The sequence below is a fragment of the Burkholderia sp. MSMB1589WGS genome (assembly GCF_001636105.1).
Lineage (GTDB): Bacteria > Pseudomonadota > Gammaproteobacteria > Burkholderiales > Burkholderiaceae > Burkholderia > Burkholderia humptydooensis.
The window spans coordinates 1,631,704-1,645,913 of sequence record NZ_LNJT01000007.1 but is presented as its reverse complement, the minus strand read 5'-3'; the positions used below and the strand labels follow the sequence as shown (position 1 = coordinate 1,645,913).

Here is a 14,210-nt window from a genome sequence, read left to right as displayed (position 1 = left end):
GGTCATTGAGGAGTTGGGATGTCGGCACCGTTGAGTCGGGCGATTCGAATTCGAATGAGGTCGAGCTCGTTGCGCAGATAGCGGTCGACGAACGACTGCATTGCCGCCATCGACGCGAGCGTCGAGTCGACTCCCTCGAGTTTCAGCAGTTCAGCTGCGCCTTTCCACGCATTGTTGACGTTGTCGAGTGCGATGTCGTCGATGAGCGCCTGCTCGCGCTGTACGAGGTCCGCCCTAGCCACGTGCAAGTCACTCGGCGCGAGCGTTTGGCGCCATGCATCGTCATCTGACAGCACACGTGCCCGGTAACGTCCCAACAGGCGAGCAGACATCGAGGGGTGGAACGCGTATCGAAACCGCTGGTTACATGAACGCGTATTACTCGCGTCGGCGAGCGGGAGCGGCGGCAGTTCCTCTCCGGCATCTGGATACGCAAGGGCGTTTCCGTCGCAGCACGTCATTTCTCGGTAACGGTCGAATATCATCCCCAACTCGACGGAGCCGTCTTGGGCCGCCCTTGACGCGCGTCGGGCATATCGGAGCAACTCCTCTGTCTTTGCGAGCAAGGCGCCGGCCCGCCTTTCTGCCTCCGCCGTTTCCGTTGTCCGCAGGGAGCAAATGAATTCCCGGCGGCCAAACTGGCTGCGGAGGGCTTCGGGGATTGACCTACGAAAGTACGGCACGCGCGAATCCCGCCGTATGAGGACGTGTGATGTTTGCGACATTTTTCTCTCCTCGGTCGAACTACTGCGACAGAACTCCCACGGCGGCCGCCTTGTGGTTCCCTCCGCGTGCGACCGTGAGGGGTAAAATCGGCCAGTTGTTAGCCGTTAAATCGTCAATCTCGCGTGGCGGTTGGCATCGGTTAGTTGGCTTACCTACTCTAAGCAGCGCGCATAAGGCACCAAGAATGAATCATCAGGCCCTATCCTCATTTATCTGGTCGGTCGCCGACCTGCTACGCGGCGACTACAAGCAGTCCGAGTATGGCCGGGTCATCCTGCCGTTTACAGTACTTCGCCGTCTCGATTGCGTCCTGGAAACCACCAAGGCTGCGGTTCTCGCGGAGTTTGACGCCAAAACGCAGGCTGGCTTGAATCCCGACCCGTTTCTCACTCGAAAGGCCGGCCAGTCGTTTTACAACACCTCTCCCCTTGACCTGGTCAAGCTGCTAGGCGACCAGGACAATATCCGCCAGAACCTTTACGCCTACGTTCAAGCCTTCTCGCCTGCTGCGCGGGACATCTTCGAACGCTTTGACTTCTACATGCAGGTCGAACGGCTTGCCAAGGCCAACCTGCTCTATCTCGTCACCGAAAAGTTCGCAAACATCGACCTGCATCCGAATGTGGTCGATAACAACCAGATGGGGCTGGTCTTTGAGGAGCTGATTCGAAAATTCGCGGAAATCTCGAACGAGACTGCAGGAGAGCACTTCACTCCGCGTGAAGTCATCCGTTTGATGGTGAACCTGATTTTTATCGAGGATGACGACGTCCTGACGCCCAGCAACGCCGTGGTGCGGACCATCTATGACCCCACAGCCGGTACCGGGGGCATGCTGTCAATCGCGGGCGAATATCTGCTCGAGCACAATCCGGCCGCGCGGCTGACCATGTTCGGTCAGGAGCTCAACGACGAGTCCTACGCCATCTGTAAGGCGGACATGCTCATCAAGGGGCAGGACGTCGTGAACATCATCGCTGGCAACACGCTGTCGGACGACGGCCACGGCGGGCGCAGGTTCGACTACATGCTCTCCAATCCGCCATTCGGCGTCGAGTGGAAGAAGGTCGAGAAGGCTGTGCGTACGGAGCACGAGCAGAAAGGCTTCGACGGCCGCTTCGGTCCAGGCCTGCCACGCGTTTCGGATGGCTCGATGCTGTTCCTGCTGCACCTCGTCAGCAAGATGCGTCCGGCGCAGGATGGCGGCAGCCGCTTCGGCATCGTGCTGAATGGTTCACCGCTGTTCACTGGCGGCGCCGGTTCAGGTGAATCGGAAATCCGCCGGTACGTGCTGGAGAACGACCTGGTGGAGGCCATCGTTGGCCTGCCGACGGACATGTTCTACAACACGGGTATTGCGACCTATGTATGGATTCTGTCGAACAGGAAGCCCGAAAGGCGCAAGGGTTATGTGCAGCTGATTGATGCGTCCAGCTTCTGGCAGAAGATGCGAAAGAGCCTGGGTAGTAAGCGCCGGGAAATGTCCGACGACCACATCGATTCGGTCACGCGCCTGTTCGGTGATTTCGTCGAAGCCGAACTCACGACGGTGTTTGATGCCGAAGGCGCGGAGGTTGGTCGCTGGGTCGTGCCAGCAGGCAGCAATACGCCAGATGTGCCAGCCGGGGGGAAGGTGAAGTCCGTGCCGATTTCGCGGGTTTTCCGGAACGAGGACTTCGGCTACACAACGATTACGGTGGAGCGGCCGCTGCGCGATGAGCAGGGCAATGTCGCGCTCGGCGTCAAGGGCAAGCAGAAAGGCAAGCCGCAGGCGGACAGCGCGTTGCGCGATACCGAGAACGTGCCGCTGTCCGAGGATATCGGCGCTTATTTCTCGCGGGAAGTATTGCCCCATGCGCCGGACGCCTGGATTGATGACGAGAAGAGCAAGGTGGGCTTCGAGATTCCGTTCAACCGCCACTTCTATGTGTTCGAGCCGCCGCGCGACCTGCACACGATTGACGAGGAACTGAAGGCGGTGTCGGCGAACATCATGAAAATGCTCGAGGAGCTGGCGGAATGAGCTTGCCGACTTATCGTCAGTACAAGGACACCGCTGTTGAGTGGCTGGGCGAAGTTCCGAGCCACTGGGAAGTGCTGTCCATAAAGCGGCTCTCCCCGGTACAGCGAGGTGCCTCACCACGACCTATCGACGACCCCAAATATTTCGACGACGAAGGAGAGTATGCTTGGGTCCGAATAGCCGATGTCTCGGCGTCCAACGGCGTATTAACCGAAACAACGCAGCGACTTTCGGAAATAGGTGCAAACCTGAGCGTAAAGTTGCACCCCGGCGACCTATTCGTAAGTATCGCAGGAACCGTGGGCAAGCCGTGCATTGCTGCAATCAAAGCGTGTATACACGACGGCTTTGTGTACTTTCCAAATCTTAATGTTCCGCCTCACTTTCTTTTTCGAATTTTCGAGGCAGGACTTTGCTACAGCGGGCTAGGCAAGTGGGGAACCCAACTCAACCTTAATACCGACACTATCGGCTCGATTAAGATTGCTCTTCCTCCAGGCGACGAACTCTCGTCAATTTTGGATTTTCTCGACCGCGAGACCAGCAAGATTGACGCGCTGATTGCCGAGCAGGAAAAGCTCCTTATTCTGCTGGCAGAAAAGCGCCAGGCCACCATCTCGCATGCCGTCACCCGTGGCCTCAACCCCGACGCGCCGATGAAAGATTCCGGCGTGGCGTGGCTGGGGGAGGTGCCGGCGCATTGGGAGGTCTCGAAGGTTGGATACGACTGCAATGTACTCTCTGGCTTTGCCTTTCCATCGGCCGGATTTTCGCTTGACGATGCCGACGTTAGTTTGCTGCGCGGGGTGAATGTAGGTGTCGGCACACTGAGGTGGAACGAGGTGGTGTATTGGAACCGCGTTGCCGACGATGAACTGGATGCGTATGAACTTCGGCCGGGAGATATCGTGCTTGGTATGGACCGCCCATGGATTTCTGAAGGGCTGCGCGTCGCCCGCGTTTCTGAAAATGACACTCCGTGCCTGCTTCTTCAACGCGTCGCAACTATTCGCCCCAATACCAAGCTCGATGCAGATTACCTTTATTATCTGTTCCGAGCAGGATATTTTTTTCATCATTGTGCGCCAGAAATGACTGGCGTCAGCGTGCCTCATATCAGCCCGGAACAGATAAGGTCATTTGTTGTCCCTGTTCCTCCGGTCAATGAGCAGTCGGATATTGTTGCGTTTGTTGAAGCTGAGTGCATGAAACTCGATGCTCTTGATGTCGAGGGGCGGCGTAGCATCGACCTCCTCAAAGAACGCCGCAGTGCCCTGATTGCTGCAGCCGTCACCGGCAAAATCGACGTGCGCAACGCGGTGCCCGAGGAGCTGGCCGCATGAGTGACATTCAGCTCTTTCGACTCTCGAACGACACCGCGAAAGAGCTTCCGAGCCAAGCCGCAAAACTCGAGAAGCATTTGCAAAGCCTTATAGAAGCGAACATGCCGACCTTCCTCGGCGTGCGCTTTCTCGCCAGCGAATACGCGACCGGCAAGACCCACCGAGGCCGCATTGATTCGCTGGGGCTGGACGAAAATGGCTGTCCAGTCATCATCGAGTACAAGCGTCACAGCAACGAGAACGTCATCAACCAGGGGCTGTTTTATCTGGACTGGCTGCTCGACCATCAGGCCGAGTTCCGGTGGCTCGTGATGGAAAAACTCGGCAAGGATGTCGCCGAACAAATCGAATGGACCGGTACGCGCCTGTTGTGCATCGCCGCCGATTTCACGCACTACGACGAACATGCCGTCCAGCAGATTCCGCGCAATATCGAGTTGCTTCGCTACAAGCTGTTCGGCGACGACCTGCTGCTGCTCGAACTGGTCAACGCCCAAAGCATCCCGGATGCCACAGCGGTCAAGCCTGCGTCGGCCGAGCTGCCCGCCGAGCCGGATAGGCCGAAGCCGAGCGGCAAGGACAAGTCGCTGGACGACCAGCTTGCCACCGCGTCCACCGAGATTCGCGACCTGTACGCGCAGACAACCAGCTATCTGACCGCCTTGGGCGACGACGTGCAGGAAAAACGCCTGAAGCTCTACACGGCCTTCCGGCGCCTGAAGAATTTCGCCTGCGTCATTGCCTATCCGAACCGCCTGCTGGTTACGCTGAAGCTCGACCCGGCGTCGGTTACGCTGGAGGACGGCTTCAGCCGCGACGTCAGTGAAATCGGTCACTGGGGCACCGGCGACGTGGAACTGACGCTCCGCACGCAGGCCGACCTGGAACGCGCGAAACCACTACTGGAACGCAGTTACACCGAAGGCTGAACGGACACACCATACTCCTTACCCAAGAAGAATATCGAACGCACCGGGGCCATCCATGAGCAACCTGCACCAGGAACATCATTTCGAAGCCGAAATCTGCCAGTCCCTCGCGACCAATGGATGGCTCTACGCTGAAGGCGACGCCGCGCACTACGACCGTACCAACGCGCTCTTCCTGCCTGACCTGCTGGCCTGGATTGAGACCACCCAGCCCGACACCTGGCAGCGCCTGAGCAAGACTTACGGTCCCGCGCTTCACGAGCGTCTGGCTGAACGGGTGCGCAAGAGCCTGAACGAGCGCGGTACGCTCGATGTGCTGCGCCGGGGCGTCGAGATGTTGGGCCTGAAAGAGCCGCTCTCGCTCGTGCAGTTCAAGCCCGTGCTGGCAATCAACCCGGTTATCCAGCAGCACTATGCCGCCAACCGCCTGCGCGTGGTGCGCCAGGTGCGGCATTCGCTGAACCAGCCGCAGGATGCGCTCGACCTTGTCCTGTTTGTCAACGGTATCGCGGTCGCGACCGCCGAACTGAAATCGGACTTCACGCAGGGCGTGCAGGACGCGGTGGACCAGTACCGCTTTGACCGAAATCCGCAGCCGAAGGGCGGACAGGTCGAGCCCCTTCTCAGCTTTCCCGGCGGGGCGCTTGTGCATTTCGCCGTCAGCCAGACCGAGGTCATGATGACCACCCGGCTGGCCGGCACGGCCACCTACTTCCTGCCATTCAACCGGGGCAATGCCGGCGCCGCAGGCAACGCACCGAATCTGGACGGGTTCGCCACTGCCTATCTGTGGGAAGAAGTGTGGGCGCGTGACAGCTGGCTCAACATCCTGCACCGCTACCTGATTGGCAAGCGCGATGACAAGAAGCAGCTCAAGAGCGTCATCTTCCCGCGATATCACCAGCTCGACGCGACACGCAGGCTGGTTGCCGATGTGCTGGCCCAGGGACCTGGCCAGCGTTTTCTGATTCAGCACTCCGCAGGCTCGGGCAAGACCAACTCAATCGCCTGGACTGCCCACTTTCTCGCCGACCTGCACAACGACCAACATGCAAAGCTGTTCGACAGTGTGCTGGTGGTCTCCGACCGTACTGTGCTGGATGCGCAGCTACAGGAAGCCATCTTTGACTTCGAGCGGACCACCGGCGTGGTCGCGACCGTCACGAATGAACATGGCAGCAAGAGCGCACAGTTGTCGCAGGCGCTGAAGGACGGCAAGAAAATCATCGTCTGCACCATCCAGACCTTCCCGTTTGCCTTGCAGGCAGTGCAAGAACTGGCGGCAACGGAAGGCAAGCGCTTTGCGGTAATTGCCGACGAGGCCCACAGCTCGCAGACCGGCGAGGCGGCGGCCAAGCTCAAACAGTTGCTGTCGGCCGAGGAATGGGCAGAACTGCAAGATGGAGGGGAAATTGATACCGAGGTGCTACTTGCCGCGCAGATGGGCGCACGCACCGGCCGCGAAGGGCTGACCTACGTAGCGTTTACCGCGACACCCAAGCAGAAGACGCTCGAGCTGTTCGGTCGTCCCGGCGCTGACGGGCTGCCGCAGCCGTTCCATGTCTACAGCATGCGTCAGGCCATCGAGGAGGGCTTCATCCTTGACGTGCTGAAGAACTACACGACCTACAAGCTTGCGTTCCGGCTCGCCAACAACGGCCAGGAATACGACGAGAAGGAGGTTGAACGCAGTGCTGCGATGAAAGGCATCATGCAATGGGTCCGCCTGCATCCGTACAACATTTCGCAGAAGGTGCGCATCGTCGTTGAGCACTATCGCGAGAACGTGCAGCCGCTGCTGGACGGCAGGGCAAAGGCAATGGTCGTCGTCGGTAGTCGGAAGGAGGCCGTGCGCTGGCAAAAGGCGATTCGCGCGTACATCGAAAAGCAGAACTACCCGCTCGGGGTACTGGTTGCGTTCTCCGGGGAAATCGACGACGCGGAGAGCTTTCCGACGCCCGTTACGGAAACCAGTAAGGAACTGAATCCTGGCCTGAAGGGGCGTGATATCCGCGATGCATTTGCCGAACCGGACTATCACCTGCTGCTGGTGGCCAACAAATTCCAGACGGGTTTCGACCAGCCCTTGCTGTGCGGCATGTATGTGGACAAGATGCTCGGCGGTATTCAGGCGGTGCAAACGCTCTCTCGTCTGAACCGCGCCCACCCCGGCAAGGATACGACCTACATCCTCGATTTTGTCAATGATGCCGCCGAGGTTCTGAAGGCGTTCAAGACCTACTACGAGACCGCCGAGCTCGAAGCTACCACCGACCCGCACCACGTCTTTGACCTGCGCGCCAAGCTTGACGCAAGCGGCCACTATGACGACTTCGAGGTCGACCGCGTGGCCAAGGTTGAAATGGACCCGAAGGGGACGCAGGCGCAATTGAGCGCAGCGATTGCGCCCGTCGCAGACAGACTCCTCAAACGGTACAAGGCTGCGCAGCAAGACAAGATAACGGCCGAAGCGCAGCATGACGACAAGGCGGCTCAGGCCGCCAGAGACACGCTGGAAGCGCTGGTGCTATTCAAGAATGACATGGGTGCGTTCACGCGTCTCTATGCGTTCCTGTCGCAAATCTTCGACTACGGCAACACGGATATTGAAAAGCGCTTTCTGTTCTACAAGCGCCTGCTCCCATTGCTGGAATTCGGCCGCGAACGCGATACTGTCGACCTGTCGAAGGTCGTGTTGACGCACCACAACCTGAGAAACATCGGCCGGCAAACATTGACCCTCGGTCAGGGTGAAACGCCGAAGTTGCCGCCTATGGATGCCGTAGGCAGCGGCGCCGTTCAGGAGAGGGAAAAGGCACTTCTGGAACAAATTATCCAGAAGGTCAACGGCCTCTTCGACGGCGAACTGTCGGATGACGACCAACTCGTATATGTGAACGGCGTCCTGAAGGGCAAGCTGCTGGAAAATGACACGCTCATACAGCAGGCGATGAGTAACAGCAAGGAACAGTTCGCGAACTCACCGGACCTGCGGAAAGCACTCGTGCATGCAATCATGGACGCGTTCGATGCACATAGCGCAATGAGTACGCAGGCACTTGGTTCGGAACGTGTGCAGGAAGGTCTGACAGAGATTTTGCTGGGACCGGCTCAGCTTTACGAGGCGCTGCGAGCGCGCTGGAGCGGAGGCGATTCAGCGAATGCGCCGCGATGAAATGCAACCATCGCCTTCTAAGCAAACGGTATCAACGTTAGTGCCGAACATCTTTTGTGCAGTTGCCACAATCGCGCTGCTCAGCGTGGGGAAAAGATAGTATGTCAGACAGTCAGATTCGGTCGGATGCGCTGAAGGAATATCGGAAGCTATATGAAGAAGGCGGACCATTCGCACAACTCGCGTCGCTATTCCAGGTCAATTTAATACTCGACGCCAACGTCATCATCAAGGAACTAATCTGGGCGACCACCAAGCGCAAGAATCCACTGGGACGCTCCGACCTCCTAGAGGTACTTGAAGTCGAAACCGTGGTTGCGTGGGCGCCGACCTTCCTTGAGCGTGAGGTCGAAAAGAACTTCGCCGTAGTGGTCGGCAAGGGTGCGAGACGCGAAGACGTAGTTGCACATTGGGCGCACCTGCGCAGGCTTATCAATTTCGTTGACGTCGGTGGCGTACCTGACGACGTGAAATATCGGGACCCGAAGGACGTCCCATATATGCTTTTGCAACGTAGGATTGAAGCAACCATTGCCACAGCTGACAAAGACATAGCCGGTATGGACGGAAAGGTTGTGCCCTTAGCTGTTTTTGCGACCCTCCGCGCATATTCACGTGCGGCGGCAGTCCAGGTAACCCTTCAGGTTAGCGGATACACCTTAGAGGTGTTAACAGAATGACTTTTGAAGGTGTCGCCAGCATATGATGCAGCAGGCGATTCTGAGGAAAGCTTCGTGGATGAAAGCGAGCTGTTCGAAGCGGATGCGCAGTCGGCGGAAGTTGTGAAGCCACGAGATGGTTCGCTCCACAACCCAGCGTGTTTTGCCTAGCCCACTACCATGAGGCTGACCACGTCGAGCGATTTCGGTTGCAATGCCGGCGGCATGCAGTGGACGTCGGTATTTATCGTGGTCGTAGCCTCTGTCGCCCTGAACGACCCGAGGCTTCGATAGTGGTCTGCCACGCTTGCCGCCGATTGGCGGAATTGCCTCGACCAGCGCTTGAAGTTGAGTGACGTCGTTGCGGTTGGCGCCGGTCAGAATCACCGCGAGCGGGATGCCCTGAGCTTCGGTGATGAGATGGTGCTTTGAACCGGGTCGCGCGCGGTCTGTGGGATTCGGTCCTGTTTTTGACCTGAGCCCACAGCGCGGATTGAAGAGGAATCGACGATGACGCGAGACCAGTCGATTTGGTCGGCTGCACGCAATCGCGCAAGCAGTACCTCGTGCAACTGCTCCCAGACGCCTGCGGCTTGCCAGTCACGTAGGCGACGCCAGCAACTCATGCCGCTGCCGCAACCCATCTCGCGAGGTAGCAGGTCCCAGCGCAGGCCTGTTTGTAAGACGAAGAGAATGCCGGTGAGCACCGCACGATTGTCGAGCGGCTTGCGCCCCGGATAACGGGCTCGCCGTAGTTTGGGAGGGGGCAGCAATGGTTCGATGAGTGCCCACAATTCGTCGTCGAGTATCGGTTTGGCCATGTCCTTTTCGTCGTCGAAACAATGAAAAGGTTAACAGCATTCATCGAGGGTTAACAGCCCCTTCGTTCATTTTGTTAAGGGTTCTTAGGCAGCCTCGGATTGAGGGCCTTGGTCCAAATCACACGGTTCGCGTCATCTGGCGTAAAAAAAGCAGCAACGAATGTGCCGCGTGAGTTGTGGCTGGCCGTGCTAGGAATGCTTTGCGTCGCGCTCGTTGTCCCCGCGTCGCGGAACTGGCTCCGATTGCAGATGCAGACACTGGCGGGACGACTCGGGACGGCCGCTGAAGGGCTCGTTCGGCTTTCGAATGCGGTCGCGACTGATTTCCACCAGAAAAAGCATGCGACCAAGGAAGCTTGGTCACAGGTCCAGGCCCTTCTTGGCGACCATCCTGAGGCTCCCCAAAAGTCGATTTTGCCGCAGCAGGAGATGTGACTGGATTCACGTCGCTATTTGGACCTGCGCGCATGTCGGTTTCGCTCCAAACACGTGCGATGGTGAGGGCCGTAGGCAACATGCACAATTACGTTGGCGAGAATGCGATAGTGCAGCAGAAATAGAGCTTCAATGTGTGAGTTTGACCTACGCGGGAGGTGCTCGTTCGAGCGACGCCCGCGCGGGCCACATTCGTGAATAACAATTCAGGTTACGCCAAGCCATGCAAGGTTGAATTGGCGTCGCCATGTCCAGCTTGTTTGCATTCGACATATGGCTACGGTAAAAGTAGAAAACCTGGAGCGGTTTGCACTTTCTGAACAGGGGCCGACCCTTCTAGGGGAGCTCATTCGGCGCCTCATCTACTGTTGGGTACCAGACCGGCTGGTGTCGATGAGCTTCCATTCTGGCACAGCTAACAACCTTCCCGGTTGGGATGGGTACGTGCAGCTCAAGGCGAATGCGGGGGAGCCGAACTTCAACTCCTTATGGGAGTTGAGCACGCAAGCAGCGAGTCGCCAGAAAATAATCTCTGATATAAAAAAGTCCTTTAAACGGAGCATGCCTTCGGGCTGGCTGAAAGCCAACACCGTGTATGTTGCAGTTACCTTGCGCAAGTTGTCTAATCCAGACAAGCTGGAGCAGGAAATTGCAAGTCTGCCGAACAATCCTTGGAGCTATGTCAAAGTCATTGACGCGCCGGCCTTGGCGCAGTGGATTGAAAAATGCCCTGCTGTTGAAGCATGGTGCGCGGAACATCTTCAAATCGGGGCCGGCGTATTCGGTGTATCACTCGACACATATTGGCGAGACTGGTCAAACGGCCACAGACCACCGATTACCAAACAGCTCGTGACGGCGGGAAGGTCCGGCAGCGAACTTGACACTTTCTTTAAGCCGCGAAGCGGCGAAACACTAACGCTTCTCACAGATTCGGCCGCTGAGACAGCCGCCTATCTGTATGCTTATCTCGCACAAAGCGAAGACCAAGACGGTGCGTCTAAGGTACTCGCCAACTGTCTGGTCGTGTCCTCGTCCCAAGCTGCGAGGGCATTAGCGCTTCAGCCCGTGCGCGCGAACCAACTGCCTATTACCGTGCTTCTGCCGCCGGCGAACGAGGCTGCACTGAGCTTGGCCAACGTAGGCCACTACGTTGTTAATGCCATCGGCTATGCCTCACCAAGCAACAAGCCGATTGTCATCAAGAGGGCTCTGAGACGTGATTTTGCAGACGCGCTTCAGAACTCCATGGGCATGCCGCCGGAGCGAGCGGAGCAAGACGCGCGTGCTTGTGGTGCGAGCATTTCGGTGTGGTCTGTCTGGAATAAGCACGAAAGCGACTCACTAAGCCAGTTGCCCGAGTGGTGCGCCATCGAGCAGATTTCGAAAACCATCCCGGCTGTTTTTGCGTCTCGCTGGGATGAGCACACTGAAGGAGACACCAAGATATTGGAGTCGCTGAGCGGCGTCGAATATCCGTCGTTTGCGCAAGGAGTGCTCCGCTACATGGATAGCGACCCTCCGTTTTTGGAGCGCGCGGGCAGCATCCTTTCGCTCGTCGCACCGACCGTCGCCTTCGCGCTGACCGCGAGAAGCATCTCCTCCGAAATGCTGCGCATGTTAGAGCAAGCTATCGAAGCGGTTTTTTCGCAGGTGAGCGTGAGCGAGGTCAGGGCATGGGATGGGCCGGTTTCGCTCCCGATGGAAGCTCTACGCGTTGACCATTCTTCTTGGCTCCGCGAAGGTCTTCTGGAGACAATCCTCAGAATCTCCGTGTTCAAAGATGTGCTTGACCGCAAGCAAATTGCGCACGCTTTCGGTGGATGCCAAGCGTTTGTCGACAGGCTTGTCGGAAAAATCGCCTTGTTCCGAGACGAGCCGAGGTTCTTCGCCGCACTGTCTGAAAACCTTCCGATTATGGCGGAGGCCGCGCCGGTCCCTTTCGTTGAAGCCCTGGAGGAAGCCCTCCAGGGCTCTGGACCGACGCTGGCGCCGCTCTTCGAGGACAAAGGATTTTTTGGTCCAGTGCTTCATTCCGGGCTGATGTCAGCTCTCGAATGTCTTGCCTGGGAGCCCTCGTACCTTTCGCGGGTGGTGCGGATACTTGCGCAACTGACCGCCTTCGAGTCCGACGGGAGGGTCGTAAACAGGCCATCAAACAGCCTGCGTTCGATTTTCTTGGCTTGGAGCCCGTGTACAAGCGCACCCCTCACGCAGCGGATGGATGCGTTGCACATGTTGGCAGAGGAATTCCCAGCGGTAGCATGGCGCCTTATCTGCGCCCTACTGCCGAAACATTCGGACACTTCGTTCCCGTCTTACGAACCAGTCTGGAAAGATTTTGGGCGCTCGACTCGTCAGCGTCTTACTGACGGAGCTATCCAGGAAGCCCATGGAGCGTATGCAGAGTTTGCTCTTCAGCTTAGCCGTGGCCACGTTGAGCGTCAGGTAGACCTGCTCGATAGTTATCCGCTGCTATCGCCGAATTATCGACAGGCGCTTCGCGAACAGTTTTCCGTTTCCGCTCGTGATGACCAGCTGTCTGCGCCTGTTAGAGACGCGGTATGGTCAACAATACGCCAGCTTGTCGCGAAGCATCGTCGCTTTTCAAACGCCGTATGGGCGATTGCCGGACAGGACGTTGACGAACTTGAAGCAGTCGGCCAGTTGTTCCGGCCGGCCTCGGAGGTCGCCGAGATTCAGTGGCTTTTCGATGAATACCTACCTGACTTGCCAAATGTCGACATTGATATCGAGGCAGCGCAGGTCAAGGCTGACAAACTGCGGAACGAGGCGATGCAAGGGCTGGTCAAGATGGGTGTTCCGGCTATAGACGAGCTATATGTAAACGCGCGGCAGCCTTATCTGGTGGCACAGCAGGCGGCGACCAGTGTCGATAACGCCGACGTATTGCTCGGGCTGCTTGACGTCTGGTTCGAGAGAGGTTCCCATCGAGATGCGCGCGGTGTAGCCATATTGTGTGCAACGCGATACGGACTTCGACGTGAGGATTGGCTACATGTATTGCAGAGTGCCAGCCACTCACGTAGATGGCCCGACTGGTCGCTCGGTCTCTGCATGGCGGACTTTCCGGACGAGCAGAATGTTCTAAAAGTAGTGGCCGAAATGCCGGCCACTGCGGCGGCACGTTACTGGGCCGCACGCAGCGTCTATCTTCGCTCTGGTGACCAGACGATGAATGACGAAATCGCGCGTAAGCTGGTCGAATGCCGTCGCGCTGTTGAACTCGTCAATCAGAGTTTAAAGAAGCTAAGCGTCGAAATGGCGATAGTTGTTCTAGAGGCCGCTGTTCGTGAACTCCAACAGCCCGGTCATATTGACAGCTTGCTGGGCTACAACGTCAAGGAAACCGTTAGGTGGCTCCGGGAGCAGCCTAATGTACCTCATGACAGGCTTAGGGCAGTGGAGCACAGTTTTCTTCCCGTGCTGCTTGTCGAACTGCGTGACGGAGAGCAACTCACCTTCCATAGAACGATGGCCGATAGGCCAGAAAGCTTCGTGGCAATGCTGTGTGACGCATTTCGGCCAGCAAAGTCGGTCGATGCGGAAGGAGATAGAGACCCGATAACTCCCGAGGTCGAACGACGAGCGACTGTTGCTTGGCGTGTACTTAGGTCGTGGAGAACGCCACCTGGTGTCGATGCTACGAATCGTATCCAATATGAAGCAATGATGGATTGGATATCACGTGCGCGCCAGTTAGCCGAGGAGGAAGACAGAGCGGCGATTGCGGACCAGTATGTCGGCGCCGTACTTTTCCACACACCGTGCTCAGCGGATGGACGCTGGCCGTCGGACGAAGTAGCGCGCGCGCTCGAGGAACTCCATTCAAAGGTAATCGAAGACGGGCTATCGATGGAGGTATTTAACAGTAGGGGCACGACCAGTCGTGGCATCTTGGACGGTGGTGCACAGGAAGTGGAGCTGGCAGAGCAGTGGACCGCCCGTGCAAAACAACTGCCGGACAGGTGGCGGCGAGCAAAGCGTCTATGTCAACGCATCGCTGACGCATGGCGGCAAATGGCACGTGAGTTTGACGTAGACGCGGCCAAGCGCCGTCTCAATTTCTAGGGTGAGG

At 57.7% G+C, this 14,210-nt stretch carries 9 protein-coding genes; 7 read left to right on the top strand and 2 right to left on the bottom strand.

Features of this window, described 5'->3' with window-relative positions; genetic code table 11:
- Window positions 1–2: 2 nt before the first annotated feature.
- Window positions 3–485, bottom strand: a complete 483-nt coding sequence (locus tag WT16_RS15430; protein ID WP_156521443.1) for a hypothetical protein — start codon at window positions 483–485, stop codon at window positions 3–5.
- Between the two features lie 425 nt (window positions 486–910).
- Between WT16_RS15430 and WT16_RS15425 the strand changes: the two genes are divergently transcribed.
- The 5 genes from WT16_RS15425 (at window position 911) to WT16_RS33725 (ending at window position 8,876) form a co-directional block, all read left to right on the top strand.
- Window positions 911–2,749: a class I SAM-dependent DNA methyltransferase gene (locus tag WT16_RS15425; RefSeq protein WP_063533647.1), complete on the top strand. Its 1,839-nt coding sequence runs from the start codon at window positions 911–913 to the stop codon at window positions 2,747–2,749.
- Window positions 2,746–4,092: a restriction endonuclease subunit S gene (locus WT16_RS31435; protein WP_082874821.1), complete on the top strand. Its 1,347-nt coding sequence runs from the start codon at window positions 2,746–2,748 to the stop codon at window positions 4,090–4,092. The genes WT16_RS15425 and WT16_RS31435 overlap by 4 nt, the downstream gene beginning before the upstream one ends.
- Window positions 4,089–5,021, top strand: a complete 933-nt coding sequence (locus WT16_RS15405) for a DUF5655 domain-containing protein (RefSeq protein ID WP_063533643.1) — start codon at window positions 4,089–4,091, stop codon at window positions 5,019–5,021. Before WT16_RS31435 ends, WT16_RS15405 begins: the two co-directional genes overlap by 4 nt.
- 55 nt (window positions 5,022–5,076) lie before the next feature.
- A complete protein-coding gene (locus WT16_RS15400) occupies window positions 5,077–8,196 on the top strand; it encodes a DEAD/DEAH box helicase family protein (RefSeq protein WP_063533642.1) in 3,120 nt (1,039 codons plus the stop codon).
- A 101-nt stretch (window positions 8,197–8,297) separates the two neighbouring features.
- A complete protein-coding gene (locus tag WT16_RS33725; protein WP_063533641.1) occupies window positions 8,298–8,876 on the top strand; it encodes a hypothetical protein in 579 nt (192 codons plus the stop codon).
- Here the strand turns inward: WT16_RS33725 and WT16_RS31425 are convergent.
- A protein-coding gene (locus WT16_RS31425; RefSeq protein WP_197486474.1) for an IS5 family transposase occupies window positions 8,865–9,676 on the bottom strand; the annotation gives its coding sequence in 2 pieces (ribosomal slippage) (window positions 8,865–9,328 and window positions 9,328–9,676; 813 coding nt in all). The two genes, WT16_RS33725 and WT16_RS31425, sit on opposite strands and share 12 nt — an antisense overlap.
- Window positions 9,677–9,784: 108 nt before the next feature.
- Between WT16_RS31425 and WT16_RS15390 the strand changes: the two genes are divergently transcribed.
- Both WT16_RS15390 and WT16_RS33720 read left to right on the top strand, forming a co-directional pair.
- On the top strand, window positions 9,785–10,111 hold the full coding sequence (locus WT16_RS15390; protein ID WP_156521441.1) for a hypothetical protein: 327 nt from the start codon (window positions 9,785–9,787) through the stop codon (window positions 10,109–10,111).
- 273 nt (window positions 10,112–10,384) lie between these two features.
- Window positions 10,385–14,203 carry a hypothetical protein gene (locus WT16_RS33720; protein WP_156521440.1) on the top strand — a complete coding sequence of 1,273 codons (3,819 nt, stop codon included), beginning with the start codon at window positions 10,385–10,387 and terminating at the stop codon, window positions 14,201–14,203.
- Window positions 14,204–14,210: the final 7 nt, after the last annotated feature.

Bases quoted from the DNA above. Each gene is read 5' to 3' on its own strand.
- WT16_RS15430 (WP_156521443.1), bottom strand. From the start codon at position 485: ATGATATTCGACCGTTACCGAGAAATGACGTGCTGCGACGGAAACGCC.
- WT16_RS15425 (WP_063533647.1), top strand. From the start codon at position 911: ATGAATCATCAGGCCCTATCCTCATTTATCTGGTCGGTCGCCGACCTG.
- WT16_RS31435 (WP_082874821.1), top strand. From the start codon at position 2,746: ATGAGCTTGCCGACTTATCGTCAGTACAAGGACACCGCTGTTGAGTGG.
- WT16_RS15405 (WP_063533643.1), top strand. From the start codon at position 4,089: ATGAGTGACATTCAGCTCTTTCGACTCTCGAACGACACCGCGAAAGAG.
- WT16_RS15400 (WP_063533642.1), top strand. From the start codon at position 5,077: ATGAGCAACCTGCACCAGGAACATCATTTCGAAGCCGAAATCTGCCAG.
- WT16_RS33725 (WP_063533641.1), top strand. From the start codon at position 8,298: ATGTCAGACAGTCAGATTCGGTCGGATGCGCTGAAGGAATATCGGAAG.
- WT16_RS33720 (WP_156521440.1), top strand. From the start codon at position 10,385: ATGGCTACGGTAAAAGTAGAAAACCTGGAGCGGTTTGCACTTTCTGAA.